Source organism: Methylobacterium sp. WL103 (assembly GCF_008039885.1).
In the GTDB taxonomy this organism is placed as follows: Bacteria; Pseudomonadota; Alphaproteobacteria; order Rhizobiales; family Beijerinckiaceae; genus Methylobacterium; species Methylobacterium cerastii.
In genome coordinates, this window is sequence record NZ_VRUX01000024.1 from 1 (window position 1) to 21,555 (window position 21,555).

15 protein-coding genes, 1 tRNA gene and 5 pseudogenes are annotated in these 21,555 nt (G+C 63.0%); 11 read left to right on the forward strand and 10 right to left on the reverse strand.

Features of this window, described 5'->3' with window-relative positions:
* The 8 genes from FV222_RS03340 to FV222_RS03375 form a co-directional block, all read left to right on the forward strand.
* A partial coding sequence (locus FV222_RS03340) for an aspartate/glutamate racemase family protein (protein WP_246685302.1) occupies positions 1 to 288 on the forward strand: 288 nt, incomplete at its 5' end.
* Positions 289 to 348: 60 nt separating this feature from the next.
* Positions 349 to 424: transfer RNA gene (locus tag FV222_RS03345), tRNA-Val, on the forward strand.
* 364 nt (positions 425 to 788) lie between these two features.
* Positions 789 to 3,320 (forward strand): DUF4214 domain-containing protein, encoded by a 2,532-nt coding sequence (locus FV222_RS03350; protein ID WP_187277197.1) that lies wholly within the window; start codon positions 789 to 791, stop codon positions 3,318 to 3,320.
* 137 nt (positions 3,321 to 3,457) lie between these two features.
* Complete coding sequence (locus tag FV222_RS03355; RefSeq protein WP_187277198.1) at positions 3,458 to 4,996, forward strand: class I SAM-dependent methyltransferase; 1,539 nt, start codon at positions 3,458 to 3,460, stop codon at positions 4,994 to 4,996.
* Between the two features lie 43 nt (positions 4,997 to 5,039).
* A complete protein-coding gene (locus FV222_RS03360; RefSeq protein ID WP_147812979.1) occupies positions 5,040 to 5,837 on the forward strand; it encodes a SapC family protein in 798 nt (265 codons plus the stop codon).
* A gap of 52 nt (positions 5,838 to 5,889) precedes the next feature.
* A complete protein-coding gene (locus tag FV222_RS03365) occupies positions 5,890 to 6,858 on the forward strand; it encodes an FkbM family methyltransferase (protein ID WP_210248439.1) in 969 nt (322 codons plus the stop codon).
* A gap of 257 nt (positions 6,859 to 7,115) precedes the next feature.
* The gene (locus FV222_RS03370; RefSeq protein WP_147812980.1) at positions 7,116 to 7,535 is read left to right on the forward strand and encodes a helix-turn-helix transcriptional regulator; all 420 of its coding nucleotides are present in this window, start codon (positions 7,116 to 7,118) and stop codon (positions 7,533 to 7,535) included.
* Between the two features lie 64 nt (positions 7,536 to 7,599).
* Positions 7,600 to 8,202, forward strand: coding sequence for a helix-turn-helix transcriptional regulator (locus FV222_RS03375; protein WP_147812981.1), 603 nt, complete (start codon positions 7,600 to 7,602; stop codon positions 8,200 to 8,202).
* 9 nt (positions 8,203 to 8,211) lie between these two features.
* On the opposite strand, the pseudogene FV222_RS03380 reads toward FV222_RS03375, so the two are convergent.
* From FV222_RS03380 to FV222_RS03400, 4 genes and pseudogenes are all read right to left on the reverse strand, one after another.
* Positions 8,212 to 8,655 (reverse strand): annotated as a pseudogene (locus FV222_RS03380) (DUF4113 domain-containing protein); the annotation flags it as partial.
* A gap of 42 nt (positions 8,656 to 8,697) precedes the next feature.
* Positions 8,698 to 10,266: an IS66 family transposase gene (locus FV222_RS30930; RefSeq protein WP_246685304.1), complete on the reverse strand. Its 1,569-nt coding sequence runs from the start codon at positions 10,264 to 10,266 to the stop codon at positions 8,698 to 8,700.
* Positions 10,263 to 10,637 (reverse strand): annotated as a pseudogene (locus tag FV222_RS03395) (S24 family peptidase). Before FV222_RS03395 ends, FV222_RS30930 begins: the two are co-directional and overlap by 4 nt.
* A gap of 56 nt (positions 10,638 to 10,693) precedes the next feature.
* Complete coding sequence (locus FV222_RS03400) at positions 10,694 to 10,873, reverse strand: hypothetical protein (protein ID WP_147812983.1); 180 nt, start codon at positions 10,871 to 10,873, stop codon at positions 10,694 to 10,696.
* A gap of 417 nt (positions 10,874 to 11,290) precedes the next feature.
* Between FV222_RS03400 and FV222_RS03405 the strand changes: the two genes are divergently transcribed.
* Both FV222_RS03405 and FV222_RS03410 read left to right on the forward strand, forming a co-directional pair.
* Positions 11,291 to 14,557: a hypothetical protein gene (locus FV222_RS03405; protein WP_147812984.1), complete on the forward strand. Its 3,267-nt coding sequence runs from the start codon at positions 11,291 to 11,293 to the stop codon at positions 14,555 to 14,557.
* Positions 14,529 to 15,155 (forward strand): hypothetical protein, encoded by a 627-nt coding sequence (locus FV222_RS03410; RefSeq protein WP_147812985.1) that lies wholly within the window; start codon positions 14,529 to 14,531, stop codon positions 15,153 to 15,155. The genes FV222_RS03405 and FV222_RS03410 overlap by 29 nt, the downstream gene beginning before the upstream one ends.
* Before the next feature lie 488 nt (positions 15,156 to 15,643).
* On the opposite strand, the pseudogene FV222_RS30935 reads toward FV222_RS03410, so the two are convergent.
* The 3 genes and pseudogenes from FV222_RS30935 to FV222_RS03425 form a co-directional block, all read right to left on the reverse strand.
* Positions 15,644 to 16,363 (reverse strand): annotated as a pseudogene (locus FV222_RS30935) (IS66 family transposase); the annotation flags it as partial.
* Between the two features lie 156 nt (positions 16,364 to 16,519).
* Positions 16,520 to 16,867, reverse strand: coding sequence for an IS66 family insertion sequence element accessory protein TnpB (gene tnpB, locus FV222_RS03420; RefSeq protein ID WP_147812986.1), 348 nt, complete (start codon positions 16,865 to 16,867; stop codon positions 16,520 to 16,522).
* Positions 16,864 to 17,277: a transposase gene (locus FV222_RS03425; protein WP_147812987.1), complete on the reverse strand. Its 414-nt coding sequence runs from the start codon at positions 17,275 to 17,277 to the stop codon at positions 16,864 to 16,866. Before FV222_RS03425 ends, tnpB begins: the two co-directional genes overlap by 4 nt.
* A 114-nt stretch (positions 17,278 to 17,391) precedes the next feature.
* Here FV222_RS03425 and FV222_RS03430 point away from each other — a divergent pair.
* A pseudogene (locus FV222_RS03430) lies at positions 17,392 to 17,727 on the forward strand (IS5/IS1182 family transposase); the annotation flags it as partial.
* Between the two features lie 700 nt (positions 17,728 to 18,427).
* On the opposite strand, the gene FV222_RS03435 reads toward FV222_RS03430, so the two are convergent.
* The 3 genes and pseudogenes from FV222_RS03435 to FV222_RS03445 form a co-directional block, all read right to left on the reverse strand.
* Positions 18,428 to 18,637, reverse strand: coding sequence for a hypothetical protein (locus FV222_RS03435; protein WP_147812988.1), 210 nt, complete (start codon positions 18,635 to 18,637; stop codon positions 18,428 to 18,430).
* Between the two features lie 574 nt (positions 18,638 to 19,211).
* Positions 19,212 to 19,552: pseudogene (locus FV222_RS03440) on the reverse strand (transposase); the annotation flags it as partial.
* 633 nt (positions 19,553 to 20,185) lie between these two features.
* Positions 20,186 to 21,406: an IS66 family transposase gene (locus FV222_RS03445; protein ID WP_147812990.1), complete on the reverse strand. Its 1,221-nt coding sequence runs from the start codon at positions 21,404 to 21,406 to the stop codon at positions 20,186 to 20,188.
* Positions 21,407 to 21,555 lie beyond the last annotated feature (149 nt).

Below are 21,555 nucleotides of genomic sequence, written 5' to 3' on the forward strand. Positions count from 1 at the left end.
GAGATCCACCGCGACCCGGACGCGGCGCTCGCCGACCTCGTCGCCGCCTGCCGCGCCTGCGCGGAGGCGGACGGCGCCCAAACGGTGATCCTCGGCGGCGCCGGCCTCGCGGGCCTAGCCGAACGGATTCGGCCGGACGTCCCGGTCCCCGTGCTGTGCTCGGTGGAGGCCGGCACACATGCGGTGCTGGCGGCGGCAGCTCTACCGAGACCCACGCCGAGCCGCCACCCGCTGACCGACGCCACCGGCCTATCCCCTGCTCTTGCACGACTGCTCGCCGGTCCATAGGCGCATGCTGAAGAACCTGCGCTTGCCTCGAAGCCGCAGCATGCCGTACCACGCGGGCGCGGGCGGTTAGCTCAGTTGGTAGAGCGTCTCCTTTACACGGAGAGGGTCGGCGGTTCGAGCCCGTCACCGCCCACCATATTTCTCAAAGACTTAGCACGTTTCGATCGCCGCTGGCATAGCGCGCTCCACAGATACTCCACAAGAACCCTCGTTCTCTTGGTGCAAGGCATTCGTCCTTGGGGCGCGCGGCTGAGCTGTCACCGAGCCGCCAACGGCCGTGACGAGAGATCCGCAACTTCGGCTGCCGAACTTCCGATGTGGCAGTTATGCACCGTTCAATTCCCAGGCAACGTATTTTCCAAAGGGTGTATGAAAATCGCTGGACGCCGCTGGATCGGTGAGGTTATGGATGCTGCGACTCTCCAGGGTCGATGCTTCGGGGCGGAGCCGAACCAGCCACACGGCTGGCGGGGACCTCCCTGCACTGCAAGGGATTGAACATGGCCTTAACAGCTGACCAGCTCAATACGATCTACAACAACGTTCTGTTCCGGAACGTCGACTTCAGCGGCATCCAGTTCTTCGCGAACCGGACCGACATTTCCGACGCCCAGGTGCGTCAGCAGATCGAGCTTTCGAACGAGGCGACCACCCTGGTTGCTCCGATCGTGCGCCTCTACCAGGAAGTTCTCGGCCGCGTGCCGGACACCGCCGGCCTCAAGTTCTTCGTGAACGAGTTCCGCACCGGTTTCACCAGCGAGCAGATCGCCCAGCAGCTGATCTCCTCGACCGAGTTCCAGGCTAAGACCACCGCCACTGCCGGCGCCGTCGATGCGACGGACCTGACCAACACCAACCAGCTCGTCACCGACGCCTTCCAGTCGATCCTCGGCCGCGCTCCGAGCACCGGCGAGTTCACCTACTTCCAGGGCCGCCCTGCTGCTCAGATCCTGTCGCAGATCGCGGTTTCGCCTGAGGCTCAGCAGCTTAATGCTTCTGCGGTCGTGACCTACCTGGACTCGGCGGCCACTGGTCAGACGAACACTGGCACTCTCAACAACCAGACTTCGCCGACGGGCACTAGCAGTGGTGGTCAGTCGTTTACCTTCGCGGCCGGCAACACCTTCGAGACGCTGACGGGCACGGCCGGTAACGATACCTTTAGGGGCCTCGCTGCAAACGTTGATGCGACCGATACCGTCAGTGGCGGAGCGGGATTTGACACGGTTGAGATCCTTAATGCGGCAGCCCCTCCGGTAGTCCCGCAGCTAACTGGCGTTGAGGCACTTGTCTTTACTACGCCGACGACGGGAACCACCGTTGACCTCTCGGCCATCTCTGGTCTGACGAACGTCAACCTGAAGAACGTAACGGGCGCCTACGCCACTGCCGGGACGGGTATCACGGTTGCGGCTGGTGTCGCGGCGGGCTTCGATAACGTCGTTACCACTGGAGCTGTGACGTTTACGGAGGCGTCCGCTTCCACGAAGACGGTCCAGGCGTATCTCGCCAATGGCTCGAATGTCGCGGCTCTGAACCTGAATGGCGCCGGCCTCACCACTCTCAACCTCGACTCGGCTGGTACAAAGGCGAACACCGTCGGAGCGCTCGCTAGCACGGGGACGGAGACGACCGTCAACCTGACTGGCGCAGGCAAGTTGGTGATCACCGACGCGCTTGATGCGTCAGTTACGACCGTCAACGCCTCGGGCAATACGGGTGGTGTCACCGTCGCGCTTGGTGCGAGCGCTACGACTGTGACGGGCGGCTCCGGCAACGACAAGTTCGCCTTCGCCGGTAATTTGACCGCGGCCGACACGGTCGTCGGCGGAGCGGGTACCGATACGATCTCGATCACTGGTTCGGATCTGACGACGGCAAACAACGTTCAGCTTTCCGCGCTGAACACCAAGGTTACCGGCGTTGAAGTGTTGGAGTTCACCGGCGCTGGCGCAACGACGATTGCCGGCGGCACTACTGCTACCTCGTTCACCAACAGCGAAATTACCAAGCTGCTCTTCAACACGACGGACAACGACACCGTCAACGCGGCTGGCTCCGCTCGCACTTACGCCGTGGGTGAGATCAACACTGGTGACCTCACGCTCAATCTCGGCACGGGTGTCACCACGGTCAACGTCAGCCTCGAGGGCATCTCCTCCAACGGCGCTACGGCGGCCAACGGCGGTGACATTGGGGTGCTGACCGTAAACAACAACGCCGGCGCTGCTGCTGGTGCTGTCAACACCGTCAACATCGCCTCCTTGGTGACCAGCCTGGATGCGAATGGTACGACAGTCGCCAATACGGTCGCCACGCTGACGGACGTTCTAGGCTCCACCTACAAGATCAGTGGCGGCGCCGACTTGACTGTCACCGCGCTCACGAACGCTGGCACGATCGACGGCACGTCGTTCACCGGCAAGTTCGGTCTCACCACTGGTGCGGCTGGCAATACGGTGATCAGCCTCGGAACCGGCGGTACTGCAACGACCGGTGTCAACACCGGTGTGGGCCTTGACACTGTCTCTGCCCAGGGCGGCACCAACGTCATCAACACCGGTGCCGGTAACGACACCATCACGGTGACCGCTGGTACCAACACGATCACGGGCGGCGCTGGTGCCGACTCGATCACGCTCGGCTCGGGTAGCGACAAGGTCGTCTACACAACCCTGTCAGACTCGACGGCTGCGACGCCGGCGACCACTCTCGATACCCTGACCAACTTTGCGGCCGGTACGGACAAGTTCATTGTCACGACGACGCCGACCACTGTGTTCCAGGGTTCGACCTTTACGGCCGCGGGCACTGGAACGCTCGCGACCGACATCGGAGCTGCGCTGACCGCTGGCGGCCAGGGCGCCATCGCCGCCAACCAGGCGGCTGTAGTCACCATCACGGGTACGGGTGCTGGAACCTACCTCGTGATCAACGACGCTACCCCCAACTACCAGAACGCTAACGATGCGGTGATCAAGCTTATCGGCCTGACCGGCACGCTCGCCACCACCGACTTCGCAACCGCGTAAGTCACATCGTCCATCCTGGCAGACAGCTGGGCGCAACAAGACAGCGGGGGGCCTTCGGGCTCCCCGTTTTTCATTTGTGGATGCGTTCGCTACTAGCGGTTTCGAACGACCAGATTGAACCAATCGGAAGATGCATCATGTCAGCTTGGACTGAAGGCTACGTCGCCGACATTCCCTACGCGCTCGGCTTCTACCGGGAGACCGTCCCAGCCCACATCGCCTTCGCCGCATTGTCGGTCGGTAAGAACCCGGGCTTGAGCATGGCGCCGAAGCGTGTGCTCGAGCTCGGCATCGGAATGGGTCTCGGGTTCGTCATCAATGCCGCATCCAATCCCTCCACGCAGTTCGAGGGCGTGGATTTCAACCCGTTGCACATCGCTCACGCTCGCGGACTCGCTGAGGCTGCCGATATCGCCAATGTGTCTCTGCGTGAGGCGAGCTTCCAAGATCTTGCCCGCGAGGCGACCGAGGGCCAGCACGACCTCGAGCTTATCGTGCTGCACGGCATCCTCACCTGGGTCTCCGCAGAGGCGCACGACGCTATCGTCGAGATCGCACGCAAGCGCCTCAAGCCCGGCGGCTTGTTGTACGTCTCCTACAACTGCATGCCCGGCTGGGCTGCAGTGCTGCCCCTCCAGCGCTTGATGCGCGAGAACGCAAAGCGGATCAGTGGCCGCTCCGACGTGCAGACCGGCGCCGGTCTCGACCTTGTCCAGGCGTTGATCAAGGAGGGGGCCGGTTATTTCGCTGCCAACCCCTCGATCGCGCAACGCGTTGAGCGCCTGATGCCGATGGACCGCAACTACCTGGCGCACGAGTACCTCAACGCGAATTGGTTTATCTTCCACTTCGCCGACGTGGCGGCGATGTTCGGGCGGGCCAAGCTCGAGTTCGTGGGCTCCGCGACCATCGCCGAGAATATGAACGCACTCTGTCTGCCCCAAGGCATGCGCTCGCGCGTCGACGCCGAAGCCGATCCCGTGTTCAAGGAGACGCTGCGCGACATCGCCGCGAACAAGCAGTTCCGGCGCGATCTCTTCGGTCGCGGGGTGAGCTCAACCACCTCCGCCGAGCAGAACGCGCTACTCGGCGCGACTCGCTTCGCGCTCGCTGGGCCTCGTGGCAAACTTACGTTCAAGTTCCCGACGATCATGGGCGAGCTCGAAGGGCAAGCGGCGATCTATGGTCCAATAGCGGACCGCCTTGCCCAGGGACCTGCGCGTTTCGACGAGATCGTCGCGCTGCCGGCTCTTAAGGCGGGTGGGCCAGAGGCAGCGGTGCAGGCCGTCGCGCTTTTAGTCCACGGCGGGCAGGTGCTGCCGCTTCCAGCGCAGGCTCCCGACCCAGCTCCCGCGCAGCGCCTCAACAGAGTGATTGCCGGCAAAGTCGAGCTAGGCCGGGCCTACAGCTTCCTCGCCGCTCCCACCGCTGGTTCCGGTGTTCAGGCAACGAACATCGAGTTGCTGCTGTTGACCGCTCTGCACTCGGGGAGCGAGGAGAGTTCCAGTGCCCTAGCCAACGACCTTGTTGCGCGCATGCGCGCCCTAAATATCAACTGGCTTAGCGAGGGTAATCCCGTGACCGACTCTGTTCAGGCGCATTCGCGTGCTGAGGCCGAGGCGCACAGCTTCCTTGCCGAGAAGCTGCCGCTCTGGCGTCAACTCGGCATCGTGTAGCAGCGCTGTCGTATCAATCCCACTTGCGTCTGGGGAAGCATTCATGAGTGGCATACAGCCGGTGTCCCGGACTGGTCACGGTCAGCTGCGGTGGCGGCGCTTCGATGGCTATGGCTTCGCGTCGACGAGCGCGCTAGCTCCGTTGGCAGCCGCCGAGGTGCCGAAGGCGGTGCATGCTTTTCCTCTTGCGTTTGTCGAACGCGAAAGCGGCTGGACCTTGTCCGCCATCCTCGGGCTGGTGCCGGGACAGAACCTCTATGTTGCGCCGGACGGTCGTTGGACAGGGTCTTACGTGCCGGCCGCGTTCCGAGCCTATCCCTTCCGGGCAGGTTGGAACGAAGCGGCTCAACCCGTCCTCTGCGTCGATGAGAGTAGCGGGCTCGTCGTCGAGGGAGGTGAAGGCGAAGCGTTCTTCGACGAGACCGGTCACCCCAGCCCGGCGATGTCGCAGATCTGGGAATTTTTGCAGGACGTTGTCCGCAGCGAGGCGATCCTTCTGCAGAGCTGCGGGCATCTGCACGCCGCCGGTGTCATCGAGCCGTGGCCGATCACCGTTCAAAGCGAAGCCGGCGCTCAGCAGATCGCAGGGCTGTATCGCATCAACGAAGGCGCGCTCGACAGCATGGACGACACCGCGTTCGGTGTACTGCGCCGGGCTGGTGCGGTCGGTCTCGCCTATGCCCAGCTCCTGTCCGTCGTCAATCTTACCAGCCTCGGCGAGCTTGCCCAGGCTCGCGCACAAGCTGAGGCGGCCGAGCGCGCGCGCGCTGAGGTCAAGCCAATGATCATGCTGCCCAACGATGACACCATCGATTGGGACTGGAGCAAGATCGGCCGCTAGCCGCATTCCTCAGCGGACTTACCAAGCCAGAATGTTGTGAGAAGGAGTGGTCGTGTCAGGCATCGCTGAACCATCGTCTGCTGCCACGGCTGTTGTGCGCCTTTACCGTCTTTTGCTCGATCGTGAGCCTGATGAGGCGGGGCTTTCGTATCATGTTGGGTTGCTCGAACGGTCGGCCGATATCCTCGACGTGGTCGCCGCGCTCACCGCCAGTCCTGAATTCTTTGCCAGGCGCAACCCCGAAGACGTGGTCTCGGCCCCCCGACCAGAGCCAACCGTAACGATCGATCGAGCGATTACCGTTGTTGACGTAGGCGCGCAGCGTCTCTCTGATCAGCCACATGCCTATACGGTTCTTGAAACGGCCGGATTTGAGTTGAAAGTAGTGGGGTTTGAACCATTATCGGAGCGGTTGGAAGATCGTAGCAAAGCAGAAGCCGATAGCAATCTGCGATTGTTGCCGGATTTCATCGGCGATGGATCGAAGCAGACCTTTCACATCAACAACTATGATGCAACTTCGTCGCTGCTGCCATTCAATCGCAACTTGACCGATGCCTTTGTCGAATTAAAGGATCTGCACACGGTCCGCACGGAGATGGCTGCGACTCGACGGATCGATGATGTGCTTTCCGGCTCCGAACCCGTCGATTTTCTCAAGCTCGACATCCAAGGCTTCGAACTGAAAGCCCTACAGGGTGCGGAGACGCTTCTTCAGCGAACGGCGGTCATTCATTGCGAGGTTTCGTTTGCCGAGATCTACGAGGGGCAATGCCTTTTTTCGGAGATTGAAACTTTCCTCAGAGCCCGCGGCTTCGATTTCATCGACTTCATGCACGCTCATAGGGGCGGGTACGTCGTTCCGTCTGGTACTGTCATAGGCGACCGCCTACTCTGGGCAGATGCTGTCTTCTTCCGACATCCAGAAGCGTTGGACGCCGCGTCGCGCTCCATACAGGCCATGATTGCTTGGCATGTCTACGGCAAACTTGGTCTCGCCGAACGGCTCCTGACGACGTGAGGCCTGCTTATCGCAAGTGTCGCGAGCCTCGCGGTCGAAGCATCAAACCCTTAGGTGAAATCGTCGTACGAATAATACATAAGATCTGCCTCTAGCGTTTACTAATACCTTGAAATTCGCTTAGTCATTCCGAGCATTGAAGCAGGAAATAACTGAACGCTATGCGTCAGATGTAGCCGTGAAAGGTGTTGCCTATCTATCAAGCGTGTCCTATTTCCAACGCTATGCGAAGCCGGCCAGGATCGAGATGAATCCCGATGTACACGAACGCGCAGAAGCTGTCGGCGCCTGAGACGCAGGAGCTCCGCCGCGAGGCGGGCAAGCTTCTGAAGCACCTGCGCGAGAAGGCTGGGCACTCGCAGCGGACGTTCTCGGCTGAGATCGGGTCGCCGGTCTACACCTTCGTCTCACAGGTCGAGACCGGACGAGGGCGCGTTCCCCCGGATCAGATCCGTGTCTGGGCGAATGCCTACGGGATCGAGGCGCGCGAGTTCCTTCTCATGATCATGCGCTTCTACGACCCGGAAACGTTCAACGTCCTGTTCGAGAGCGAGCCGGAGATCTTCACGGGAGCCGCCTTTCCGGATCTCTCGGTGACCGACGTCGCAGTTCCGGCTGTGGATGCCGTGGAAGCGCCTGTTCAGGGCCTTCGCCTCGTTGCATCCCTCGACGCGTAGCGGCTATCTCCCGCGACCTTGCCGGGCGGCAGGCGTTCCAGCATTTCGATCATAGACTGCGCCGATGTATACGAGTGCCCAGCGCCTATCCGCACTTGAGACGGCGGAGCTTCGTCGACAGGCGGGTCACTTCCTGCGCCGGTTGCGCGAGGATCGCGGCTATTCGCAGCGCGAATTCGCTGCCCTCATCGAAGCGAACGTCTACCAGTTCATCTCCCAGATCGAGACGGGCCGAAACCGTATTCCGCCCGACCAGATGCGGACCTGGGCGCAGGCGTTCAAGCTCGCCCCCCGCGACTTCTCCCTGATCATGATGCGATACTACGATCCGGAGACCTTCGCGTCGATTTTCGAGACTGAGCCCGGAATCTACGAGGGCACCGATTTTCCTGACTTCGTCCGGCTCGTGACCGCCAGCGACCCTGTACCGGTGAAAGCTAAGATCGGCGGGACGCGCCCCATTAAGCGAGGAGAGGGCGTGGCGGAGGCCGAAGCGGACGAAGCCCTGGTCGGAGACTCCAAGGAGCCCGCGCCTGCATCGAAGGACCTCACGGTACCGGGCGAGACCGCTGGCCGGATGGATGCGCTGGAGGGCATGGTCATGCAGCTCGGGCGGCACCTCGATGAGATGAAGCAACTCCTGGCTGAGAAGCTGCGAGCTTCGTAGGCCACCGCCTCAGAAGGCCCGTGCCGTCGGTAGTTCGCTCACCTGCGTGGTGTAGCGTGGCGAGCGCATCTCAAACTTCGTCGACCAGGTCCGCTTGTCCGTGAGCCCGGCGCGCGCGGGCACCACGCTGCCGCGGCCGAAGCGGGCGTTGCAGGCATCCATGGCGGCCATCAGCAGGCCGCTGCGCTCGCGGTCGAGCTGGCCGATCAATGCCCGCGGGCTTGCCTCCAGCCGCATCAGATCCTTGGTGAGGATCCCGGCCTTGGAATAGCGCCACGGCCGCTCGCCCTGGTCACGCCAAGTCCGGGCCACGCCGAGCCGGGCCGCCGCGATCAAGGCCAGCGTGTCGTTGGTCGCCTCCGGCAGCGTCACGGTGGTCGAGACCGAGCGCATCGGCTCGCCGCGGTCATGCTCGCTCGTATGGTAGAACACCGAGACGTGGTTCGTGCCGAGTACGCCTACGTTGAAGGCCGCGGTTGTGCTTCCGACGGGGTATCAGGCTGCGATCTGCCGGGGCTGAGGCTGGGTCCAGTTCCAGGGCAGAAGGTCGTCGATACGCCGGGCCGGATGGTCGGGCAGACGCCTGAGCACATCGGCGAGCCAAGCCTGCGGATCGATGCGATTGAGCTTGGCGGTCTCGATCAGCGTGTAGAGGGCAGCCGTGCGATGCCCGCCCGCATCCGAGCCGGCGAAGGTCCAGTTGCGGCGGCCCACCGCGATGGGACGGATTGAGCGTTCTGCGGCGTTGTTCGAGAGGCAGATGCGCCCGTTGTCGAGGAACCGGGTGAAGGCGATCCAGCGCTTGAGCAGGTAATCGATCGCTACTGCCGTGGGCGCTTTGGCCGAGAGTCTGGCGCGGTTCTCCCGCAGCCACGTCTCCAGGTCGGCGACGAGAGCAGCCGAGCGGGCGCGGCGGTGCGCGCAGCGTTCATCGGGGGCAAGACCATTGGCGGCGCGCTCGATGGCGAAGATCGCATCGATCCGCGTCACAGCCTCGATGGCGATCAGAGCTTTCTTCAGATCGGCCAGCTCGAAGAACTTGCGTCGGGCATGGGCCCAGCAGGCCGCCTGGTGGATCGGACTCGGCTTGCGGCCGGGCTCGTACAGCCGGCCGAACCCCGAGAAGGCATCCGCCTGTACGATGCCGTCGAAGTCGCCGAGCCAAGTCTCAGCATGAGCGCCGGAGCGGTTGGGAGAGTAGAAGTAGGCCGCGGCCGGCGGCTCGGGTCCACCGAAGGGGCGGTCGTTGCGCACCACCGTCCAGAGCCGGCCCGTGCGGGTCTTGCCCTTGGCCAGGACCGGCACCGGCGTATCGTCGAGATGGAGGCGCTCGGCTTCCCGGACATGGGCCTCGATCCGGGCGACCAAGGGCGGCTCGTGGATGATGCGCTCGCCCACCACCGTCAGAGCCTTGCGCACCGGACGCGGGTCGAGGTCGGCGAGGTCGGCCACGCTGTCGACGCCCATCGCTTCCAGCTTGGCGAGCGAGGCGCGACCGATGCCCCAGACCTCGGCGGCCGGGATGCGGCAGAGCCAATGCTCGTACTCGGCCGGGTCGGTGAAGTCGCAGATGCCGTCGAGCGGCGCGATCCGCTTGGCAATGTGGTTGGCGAGCTTGGCCAACGTCTTGGTCGGGCCGATGCCGACGCAGGTCGGGATGCCGGTCCAGGCGCGCACCGTGGCGCGCAGGTCACGGGCGAGTTCGAGGCGGCGATCGGGGCGGACGTCCGAGAGGTCGAGGAAGCTCTCGTCGATCGAGTAGATCTCGATGGTCGAAGAGAAGTCGCGGTAGACCGCGTTCGCCCGAGCGCTCATGTCGCCATAGAGGGTGTAGTTCGACGAGAACACCAGTACGCCCTGCTCCCGGCACCGCTCGCGGATCTTGAAGTAGGGATCGCCCATCTTGATCCCGAGCGCCTTGGCCTCGGCGGTGCGGGCGATGGCGCAACCGTCGTTGTTCGAGAGCACGATCAACGGCACGTCGGCGAGCTTCGGGTCGAACACGCGCTCGCAAGAGCAGTAGAAGCTGTTGCCGTCGATGAGCGAGATGGTAGGGTCAGTCACCGGACGAGGCCGGCGCGCGCGATGTGCCAGCGAATCGAAAAGCGAGCCACGCCCCAGATCTCACCTTCGGCCATTTCCCCAGCGCCGAAGACTGGCATTTCCGGGCTGTCGAAGGCCAGCCGGGGCAGGTTGCCCTCGATCAGCAGCCGCTTGATCGACATCTCGCCATCAATGGCCGCGAACACCACGCTGCCGTTGCCTGCCTTGAGGCTACGGTCGACCACGGCAAGGTCGCGGTCGAAGATCCCCGCGCCCCGCATCGAGTCGCCCGAGATGGTCCAGGCGAACGTCGCCGGCGAGTTCGGCGCAAGCTACCGCGGCAGCTCCAGTTTCTCTTGGGAAACAGGAAATCGGCTCAAAACGGCGCTGATCCGTGGTCTCGATCACCACCGACAAGGCGGGTTATCGGAAGCAGCCGCGCTTCGGGTCAGGCGCGCACCGCGCGGTTTCGACGACGTTCCCGATCGCGGTGTAGCGCGCTCGGGATCGGAAGCTGCGGGCGCCGCGCCGGGGGCGCTTCTCCGTCGCCGGCGTGCCGCGGCCAGGAGCCCGTGAGGTCGCGATAAAGCTTGCGCGTCTGGTCGCGGATATCGCCGAAGTCGGCCATGCATGTTTCGGCGGTGCGACGGTGGCCAGGAAGGCAGTATCGATCCGCTGCTTGGCATAAGCCGAGCAGGCGCTCTTCGATGTCCTGGCTGGTCACTGCCGCGGATCCGTCATCCGGTCGATCCTATAAGATCGCAACCGCAGCGGGGAGCGGAAGGGACTGCCGAGATATCGCGCCGACGAGCGATGTTTCTATTGTCGAAAACGACAACAGCCCCGAGCGGGGGGGGCGCCGTAGCCATCTTGGGATTTTGCATCATCCGTATAAGTCAAGCCATTAACCGCAGTCAAGGGGCCAGTGGGCGGTGAAATTTTAGGACGAGATTTATTGAGTTTATCGGCGCCAGCCCAAGCGCCTTGATGCTTTATTAACCTTGTTCCTACAATTATTTTGAAGTAGAAAATCTGTGAGATCATCATGTCCGGGCCGCGCAGCATCAATTCGCCTAGCGGCATCAGATATGTACAGATGCTCGGCATCTCTACGGCCGCTATACTCATCCATCAGAGCATCTGGACCAAAACGGCCGTCGCTCAGGTCGCGCCGGTGGTTATAACAAACCCGACTCAAGTAACTCCTAGTCAAAATCAGACATCAAATACGGGTCAAGCTTCTTGTTCGCAACAGCTCGATAATTATTCCATCAGCACCGCGCGAACTGGGATCAACGCCCAAATCGCGGGCCTAGCGACTTCAGGCGGAGCTCTCATTGCCGAGGGGATCTCGCTCGGCATAGCCGGAGGGGCCTTGGTAGCCCCGGTGGGAGGAAGCACTGCGGCCTCGCCGGAGATTATAGCGGCTGCCGCCAGTGTGGCCGTTAACGCCGGTGGCGTCGCGGCTCAAGGCGTCGCCCTAGATAGTGCTCTAACCGCCCTTAATATTCAGTCGACGCAAAACGCTTTGCCATCGTGCGATCAGGCTTTCACCGGCACGGTCACGGTTCAAGCGGGTGGAGCCGACATCACCGGCAACTCGGTTTTCCGGAATAATTTGGGGGTAGCGGCAGATCTCAGCGTTCTAGGGACAACGAGAACGACTAGTCTGGAGGTCGTCAACTCGGCCAAGATTGCGAACATAACCGTTGGTGGCACCGATCCCGGGATATCGCTGGGCGGCGGTGTGATAGCGGGTGCCGGCGCAGGCGCTCAGGCGACGACGGGCGACAAAGACGCGATTGCCCTCGGAAACGGGGCAAACGCAACAACCTCAACGTCGACGGCCGTGGGTACTGCTGCCAATGCGGCTGTGCAAGGCTCGAGCGCGTTCGGTAGCAACGCCGCCGCCACCGGACTGAACGCTAGTGCGCTGGGGCAACTTACAGTCGCCTCGGCCGCAGGTAGCACCGCCGTCGGCCAAGCCGCTGCTGCAACAGGCTTGAACAGCAGTGCCCTTGGGCAGCTCGCCATCGCATCGGCCGCAGGTAGCACCGCCGTCGGCCAAGCCGCTGCCGCAACAGGCTTGAACAGCAGCGCCCTTGGGCAGCTCGCCATCGCATCGGCCGCAGGTAGCACCGCCGTCGGCCAAGCCGCTGCCGCAACGGGCTTGAACAGCAGCGCCCTCGGCCAGCTCGCGATCGCATCGGCTGCGGGCTCCACCGGCGTCGGCCAAGCGGCCGCTGCGACGGGCCTGAACAGCAGCGCCCTCGGGCAGCTCGCGATCGCATCGGCTGCGGGCTCCACCGGCGTCGGCCAAGCGGCCGCTGCGACGGGCTTGAACAGCAGCGCCCTCGGCCAGCTCGCGATCGCATCTGCCACAGGCGCCACCGCTTTAGGTCAATCTGCCTCCGCGGTCGGCCTGAACAGCAGCGCCATCGGCCAGTTCGCATATGCGTCCGCTGTGAACACCAGCTCCTTCGGGCAGCTTTCCTATGCCACCGGCCGCAACGCCACCGCCATCGGGCAGGCAGCCGACGCGGCCGGCCTGAACAGCAGCGCCCTCGGCCAGCTTGCATATGCGTCCGCTGTGAACACCAGCTCCTTCGGGCAGCTTTCCTATGCCGCCGGCAGCAACGCCACCGCCATCGGGCAGGCGACCGTCGCGAGCGGCCTGAACAGCAGCGCCCTCGGGCAGCTCGCATATGCGTCCGCTGTGAACACCAGCTCCTTCGGGCAGCTTTCCTATGCAGCCGGCAGCAACGCCACCGCCATCGGGCAGGCGACCGTCGCGGTCGGCCTGAACAGCAGCGCCATCGGCCAGCTTGCATATGCGTCCGCTGTGAACACCAGCTCCTTCGGGCAGCTTTCCTATGCAGCCGGCAGCAACGCCACCGCCATCGGGCAGGCTGCCGCCGCGAGCGGCCTGAACAGCAGTGCCCTCGGCCAGCTCACGACGGCTTATGGCGACAACACTATCGCTGCAGGTCAGAACGCTATCGCAATCGGCCCCAACGGAAGCGCCATCGGTCAGGGTGCCACCGCACTGAACTCGAATGCTACCGCTTTAGGACAAAACGCCATCGCGTCAGGTGTGAACACAACGAGCATGGGTCAGAACGCCCTTGCTAGCGGGATGAACGGCACTGCGACCGGGACAGGGTCCCGCGCCCTCGGCAGTTTCTCAACAGCGAATGGAAACGCTGCTCAGGCCGAAGGCACGTTGAGCACTGCGCTGGGGCAATCTGCTCGGGCCCTGGGTACTGCTTCGAACGCGTTGGGAGCTCTGTCAGAAGCCATGGGGCCCCTGACGACGGCAACGGGGGAGCAGGCTCGGGCGAGTGGGCCGGCTGCGACCGCCACCGGTCAACTAGCCTACGCAGGGGGGGAATATAGCAGCGCCTATGGCCAAGCCGCCTACGCCTCGGGGCAAAACAGTACCGCCCTTGGTCAATATTCGATAGCTACCGCGGATAATACAACAGCGCTCGGACAAGGGGCTCAGGCCCTTTCCAACTCGGCTACAGCCAGCGGCCGTCAGGCTCTCGCGACTGGGCTGGAGTCCAGTGCGTTTGGTGCAGATGCGCGTGCTGGCGGACCCGGTGCGACGGTGCTAGGTGCGCGAGCGTCCGGCTATGGCTTCGATACTGCTGTCGGTTATAGCGCTACTGTCACAGCGGACTACGCTGTTGCAGTCGGCGTAGCGACGAAAGTGTCCTCTCCCTTCGGCGTGGCCATTGGAGCTGGATCAAGCGCCTCGGCGACTTCAGGCGTGGCGTTAGGTGCAGGAAGCCGTGCGACTGCGCCAGGTTCGGTCGCACTCGGAGCCAATTCGGTCGCCGGTGTCGCGAATGGCGGGTGGAACGGCTTCATCATCAACAACACGCCTATCTACAATAATGCCACGGCGACTTCGGTCGTGTCGGTCGGCGGCGGCCCAGGAACAACGACCCCTTACCGTCAAATAACGAACGTCGCGGACGGGGCGGTCAATCTGACGTCAACTGACGCAGTCAACGGTTCTCAGCTATACAAGTCCGTAATTGGATTGAATGCTCAGATCGTTTCGGCGCAGCGTGAGGCTCGGCGTGGCATCGCCGCGGTCGGGGCAACAGCACCGACTTTGATGCCATCAGCGCCAGGCAAAACCACCCTAACCGTCAAGGCCTCGACGTATCGCGGCGAATACGGTGCCGGTTTCACTATGGCCCACCGGCTCGATACCAATATGCCAACTGTGATCTTTGGCAGCTATGCTAACGGTGGCGGTGGCGATCATATCGTTGCCGGCGGCGCTGGGATTGAGTTCTAAGATGCATCGCGATGCGAGGAACGGGCGCCCGAAATTGGGGGCACTTGCGATCACCATCCTCCTCACACTCATGCCCGTCGGGGGCACCTTCGCTCAGCAGAGATCACCAAATCAAGCGCTGCCTACCACCCGACCAGCGCAGATTGATCGTGATAGTGTATTGATGCTAATTCGATCAACCTTGCTGGCACTAAATCAAGCAAATCAGACCGGAAACTACACAGTTCTGCGCGATCTATCTTCCCCTGGATTTCGTGACGCTAATACCGCAGCAAGGCTTGGAGAAATATTTGCCCGGGAGCGGGCCCTAAAACTTGAGATGTCCAGTGTTGCAGTCTTCGAACCGCACTTCACCCTTGCTCCACAAATAGAGAGCAGCGGTTTGATGCGCGTGGCAGGCTTCTTCCCATTTGTACCAGCACAGCTCAATTTCGAATTATTATTTACTCTAGTAGATCGGCGGTGGCAGCTATTTGGCATTGCGGTCAACAGCGCACCACCAACAATACCAGCGCATGTACAGCCGCAGGGATCAGCGCAGCAGCCAGCAATGAATTCAGATTCACCTAAATCCAGCCTAAAACAACCCGGTCAATAATCGCAAGATCTCAGCAGTGATTTAAGATTTTAGATATCAGAACTTGCAGAAGATGCCTAATCATACGAGCTGAATGCGAGAAGCGTAGATTCATATTCGAACCCTCGCCATCGTAGTGATTTTGGCAACGAGCTGTTTCATCGGACTTTTTCGCCGACGATGCGCTAGAAGTCGTTGAACTAGGGCGTCCTCCTGCTGGTTCTGCAGTCGCTTCCGGCTCGACGGGTTGTCGAGGATCCGGCGGGGCTTCGCGGCATCGGTTTCGCCCGCCCAAGGCCGCTGCGCCGCCGCCGGCGGCAACACGCTGGTGCTGGCGAGCTTGCCCGACAGGCGAGGCGCCAGCAGATCGACCGCCGCCCACCATGCCGCGTAGTCTGCTCGCTCGATCAGGATGGCCTTCGCGCTCTCCCACTCGATCGCGCAGTAGGCGCCGGTTGGGTAGCGGTCCTTGCCTTCGGCGCCGGAGATCTGCTCGATGCCGTTCCGGATCCACCGAAGGGGCGGTCGTCGCGCACCACCGTCCAGAGCCGGCCCGTGCGGGTCTTACCCTTGGCCAGGACTGGCACCGGCGTATCGTCGAGATGGAGGCGGTCGGCTTCCCGAACATGGGCCTCGATCCGGGCGACCAGGGGCGACAGGGCGGTGGTGACGGTCCCGATTCAGCCAGCCAGGGTCGAGACGTCGATCGGCACGCCTTCATGGGCGAAGCGCTGGCTCTGGCGATGCAGCGGCAGGTGCAGGCCGAACTTGGCCATCATCACCTCGGCCAAGAGGTTTGGGCCGGCCCGGCCCCGCGGGATCGGGTGGAAGGGAGCCGGGGTCTGCGCGATAGTCTCGCAGTCGGCGCAGTAGAAGCGCTCGCGCACGTGCTAGATCACGACCCAGCGCGCCGGGATCCGCTCCAGGGTCTCGGTGACGTCCTCGCCGAGGTGGCGTAGGCGTGCCCCGCCGCAACAGGCGCAGGTCGTCAGGCCGGGATGGACGACGCGCTCGCGCGGCAGGTGCTCGGGGAGAGGTCGACGAGCGGGCTTGCGCCGCGAGGAAGCTACACCGGGGAGCGCATCGGGCTCGACAACCGCCTGCGCGTCCGTCTCGGCCAGCGTCTCCTCCAGATCCTCCAGCGTCAGTTCGAGCTGGTCGATCCGGGCGCTGCGTTCCGAGGAGGCCCCGAAGCGCTCCCGTCGCAGCCGGGCAACCTCCAGCTTCAGCCGTTCGACCGCGATCTCGGACACGAGCCGCGCCGCCCGCTCGGCTAGGATCATAGCGTGGGCGGCAGCGAGATCGGTGGGAAGCGGCGGGGGCTCGGACGCGTTCGGCACGCCCGAGAGAAGAGCATATTGCTCAGGCTTTGTAACGCGTTATCCTCATCCGACAGCACTCGGACGCCAGCTCTCCTGCGGCATCCGCCAGTCGATGCCGGAGAGCAGGTAGCCGAGCTGCGCCGTCGAGATCGTCACGGCTCCGTCCGCCACCGAGGGCCAGAGGAAACGACCGCGGTCGAGCCGCTTGGTATACAGGCACGCGCCCTGGCCATCGTGCCAGATCACCTTGATCAGGTCGCCGCGCCGGCCGCGGAACACGAACAGGTGCCCGGAATGGGGATCGCGCTTCAGCGTTTCCTGGACGATCATCCCCAAGCTGGAACAGCCCTTGCGCATGTCGGTGTGGCCGGTCGCCAACCAGACCCGCACGTTGGCCGGCAGCGGGATCATCGGCCCTCCAGGGCATCGAGCACCCGACGCAGCGCCGCGGCGTCGACGTCCCGGTCGACCGTGAGACGCCGACCGCCGCCGAGATCGATGTCGATGACGCCGCTCTTGCGACGAAGCCGGCGCGGCGGCGCTGGAGCACGCGGATCATCCGACTGTGCAGCGGGAACAGGACGTGACGGCTCCGGGGCGATCGCGACGGGCACGAGGACAGGGGCCTGTGCGTCCCCGCCCAAACGGCCCTCCCGCGCCTGACGCCGCCAAGTGAACAGCAGGCCTTGGGCGATCCCGTGCCGGCGCGCTACCGAACACACCGACACGCCTGTCTCAAACGAGGCTTCGACGATCCGCGCCTTGTCATCGAACGACCAGCGCCGCCGCCGTTCGGTATTCTCCAGGAGCTCGACCCGCATCACCCCGACCCGCCGACCTTAACGCCAGCATTAAGGTCAGGCTTCAGCGCAGAGCGCGATGCCCTCGACCGCGGCCCTCACCGGAGGCGTACCCCATTCCGATGTTGTTTGACACTGTCCGGCGACCATCTCAGCGTCGACGGGACGCTGATCGAGGCATGGGCGTTGATCAAGAGCTTCAAGCCCAAGGATCAGGATTACAACGATCAAGGGGAAGACCCGCCGCCCTCCGCCGGCGGGCGTAACGCCGAGGTCGACTTTAAGGGGCAGACGACCTCGAACGAGACCAACGCGGGCACCACGGACCCGCAAGCCCGCCTCTACCGCAAGAGTCCGGGCATGGAGGCCAAGCTCTGCTTCCCCGGCCACACCCTGATCGAGAACCGCTCGGGCCTGAATGCGGACACCCGCCTGACCTCGGCGAATGCTCAAGCCGAGCGGATCTTGGCCGCGCTGGGCGTGAGGATGAGCACGAGCGCCTGTGGCGGTTCTTCCGAAGGCGTCGGATTACCCGTAAAAATGGGCGATTCACACAGCTGATTAGTAACAGCTAGACGTGAAGGCTGCCTGCCAGGACTGGCTCAAGTACTAACTCGATCTCAATGCGGATCGATTGGTCTTCTCTGACGAGACGACCACGAACACGAAGGTGGCCGGGCGCTACGGGCGGGCTCCGCATGGTGCATGTTGCAGTATGGTCGTGCGTAGTGGGCATGTGTGGACGGCCATTCGGATGAAGGTAAAATCTCTGGGCTGGCGCTGGGCGTGATCGGGTGCTGCCCAATGCCCGGCCTTTGATGCGGCAGGTCACATGTCGCGGGCCCGTATTTGAGTGCGAGAGTTGGGATCAAATCACCACAGCGCGTTCGAAGCGGTCCCCGTGCGCCTGGTTCTCACAACTCCGTCTCGCCGACGTTGCGTCATACCTTTCCGTCGACCTCCTCACGCCCTCCGACCGCCTCGCCATCGCGCCTCCTACGCGTTGACGGCGGAGCTCGGTAGATCTCACCCATCGTCAGAAGGGCCGGCGGATCCAGTGGTGGAGGCGGCGTAGTTCGCTCGGCCGATGTATCGGATCGGCGCGACCCCGATCCCGGCTGGTGTCGCCGGGCTGAATGTTGCCGAGAGTCTTCCGCCCCTCGAAGCGCTTCTACGCTGCGGCCAGACCCCAGATCTCACGGACGTAGGTGAACCCATCACTCCCGAGTGCCAAATGAGTGAGGAAGTGCATCAGCCGTAGCGGCGTCGTGACCGTGAAGGCTGCAACGATCGGATTGAACGACTCTGCGATCTTGGTAGCGAACGGAGCACGCCTGGCCGCGATGGCACGTAGCTGCGCGACCGTGATGAGATCGGCCATGAAACTTCCTCGGCAAAATCAAACCGCGGTACGCGGAATAGGCCATCCAAGCCGAGGAACGAGCCTTGACTATACGATAAAGTGTCGATTTCAATCGATGGTCGGATCTGCTGGCGATCGCAATCGGAAACTCGTTTCATATGTCGTGGCTGTACTCAGTTCAGGACTGGCCATACGGCAATGATATCCGGCTCGCTGCTCTGATCGGAGTATGCGCCCTGCTTCTCTTCGTCTGGGTTAGAGCAGCTAGAGCTAAGCGTGCGGCCCGCCGAACAATTGTAGTGCTTCAAGTCGAGCTTCGCGAGACGAAGGCAGCTCTGGCTGAGGAAGTGAAGTGGCGCATGGCTTCTGTAGATTCAGGATTGACGAAGTCGCCGCTTGAGGCGGTCAACATAAGCGACGCGCCTGCTGATGCTGAGAGCGCTACTATGAAACCGATAGAGTCCCTCAAGTCGGCCAAGATTGAATCAGTGTTACCACGAGCCGAGTTGCCGGCAGGTCTTCGTTCCTGATGCCGGCCGCCCGTTGCCACCCCCAACGACACCGAGCGGGCGGCTTGCGCATCGACGACACAGCCGGTCGGGCAAGCGTCGCGTCCGACCCGCTCCGGTCGGCCAGCGTGAGAGCATGGGCAAGGCGCTCGAACACGCCTGTCTGGCAGAGGCGCAAGAACCAGTGATGAACCGTGCCGCAAGGGGGGAAGTCCAGCAGCAGATGCCACCGCGCGCATCCTGTCCGCAACACGTACAGGACGCCGTCAGAGACGGCACGGAGGGGCCAGCCCCACGGGCGGCCTGTACTGGACGATGCCGGTGGAAGCGGCGCAAGCACCGCCCACTCAGCAACGCTGAGGCTGGTTGCGTAGGGCAGGCTCTCGCGCGCAAGCTCGACAGGGGCTGCAAGCCCATCGCAGATCAGTGGGCATCGACATCGGGGTTCCTGGAAAAGCCTCAGATACTCTCCCAACACCCACGATGCCCGCCGCCTACCCAAAAACTAAGCTGTTCAGCCCGTTATGAAACGGAGTCTCAGAATGCCATGCTCGACGCGCCAGAGATCATACGAAACTCAATAAACTCGATGGACCGGATTGCCTCAGCAACGTTGCATTCTTAAATAATCCAGACACGGACCTGCCGCTATTTGGTAACGACATCTTCAAACGCACGATACTTCCGCGTCATGACAACATCTTTCATATGTCTCGAAGCGATACAGTCATAAAGATCTTTGTTTAGGGGGGGGAGGTAGTACAATATTCATGGCGCGGTCTGACGCATGCTTCATCGTCTGCAGGATTGCGATCAGAGCTGGATGTGCAACCAATGCTTTCATTTAAATTAGCCCCAAGCGCCACCGACTCTGCTGCAATTAGCTCGAACCTAAATGTTTAGATTTGCCAGTTAAGTACTCCGGTGTCACTTACAAATAGTCTATCAGAACCCTAAAGCTAGAAATTTCTTCAAAAGGACCGCGCTATGAAGACTCACGAGGAGAAATAACGTGCGCCCGATCTTAGGTAATTACTCACCCCTGTGACGGCTGGTTTTAGGCGCCGACGGTCTTGAGGATGGTGCCGAACGGGCTGGCGCCGGTGAGGCGCGCGGTATCGACGACGGTGCGGATATCGGCCTCACCCTCGGCGGCCCACATCGCGCGGTAGCCGTTGATCATCTTCCGCTGGATGACGGACGGGCGCAGCAGCCGCTCGCTGCCATTGTTTGTCGGCTCGACCGCGCCGGGATGGGCGAGGAAGACGAGGAGCTGATGGCGAGCCCGGCCGATCTTGGCTTGCAGGTCGCGGGTCAGGTCGCAGCGACTTCGTGTGGCCAGGATGGCGCCGAGTTGCCGATCCAAGGTCCGACGCTTGGCCGCCAGGGTCGAGATCGCGAAGTCGGTGACGTGCTCGGCCAGGGTGAATACGGATCGCAACCAGAGCTGCAAACGCCAGGGTACGGGATCATCGCTGGTCTCGACGGCGTAGGCGACGTCGCGGGCGAGATGGGCAAGGCAGGTCTGATGCGCGGCCGCATGGCCCTGCTGAGCCGTGTAGCGGTCCGAGATCCACACCGCGGGCCGGTGGCCGTCCATCATCTCCCGCACCACGATGGCGCCCCGCGTCGGGGAGGCCGTGTGCACCACGGCTTGGGCCGAATGGAAGACCCAATGGTAGGCGTTGCTGCCCTCGATGCGCACGCCGGTCTCGTCCGAGGCGACCACCGTGGCTCGGCGCAGGATCGAGACGGCCTCGTCGCGACCGGAGCGGAAGCGCTTCTGCGCGCGCTGGAGCAGGTTCATCAGCCCGCCCTGGCTGAGCGTCAGCCCGAACAGATCCGACAGCGCCGCCTGCAACCGCTCGTAGGACAGCGCCTGGAAGGTCTTGAGATACGTTGCCACCGCATGCAGCCGCGGGTCGAAGGGCGTGCCGCGCGCCGCCTCCGGAACCGGTGCGATCACGCGCGCCCCGCAGGTCGGGCACTGCACCGCCAGCCGTTGATGCTGGGTGACGACCGGTGCGACTTCCGGCAGCTCGATCCGTTCGGACACGCTGACGACCTCGGCGGGAAGGTCCCCGTGCAGTCCGCCGCCGCAGCACGCGCAGCGATCTGGGCGATGCGCGACGACGGCATCGGGATCCTTGCTCATCACGCGGCTGTGGCCCTCGTGGCCAGGCTTCGCCCCGCCGGGTTTGGCTTGCTCGCGCCGCTCCTTGCGATCCGTCGCGGGCGGCTTCGAAGACGTACGTGAGGTCTTCTCCGGGCGCTGCATCCGCAGCACCAGCTCGATCAGCGTAAGCGCTCGGTGGAGGCTCGGCGTTGTATTTCGGTCGCGTCGTCTTCCTGAAGGCCGGCTGACCGAGGGGATGACCGTGCGCCGATCTGGATGTTTTGCGGTGACGAGATGCTTTTCTAGCCCGA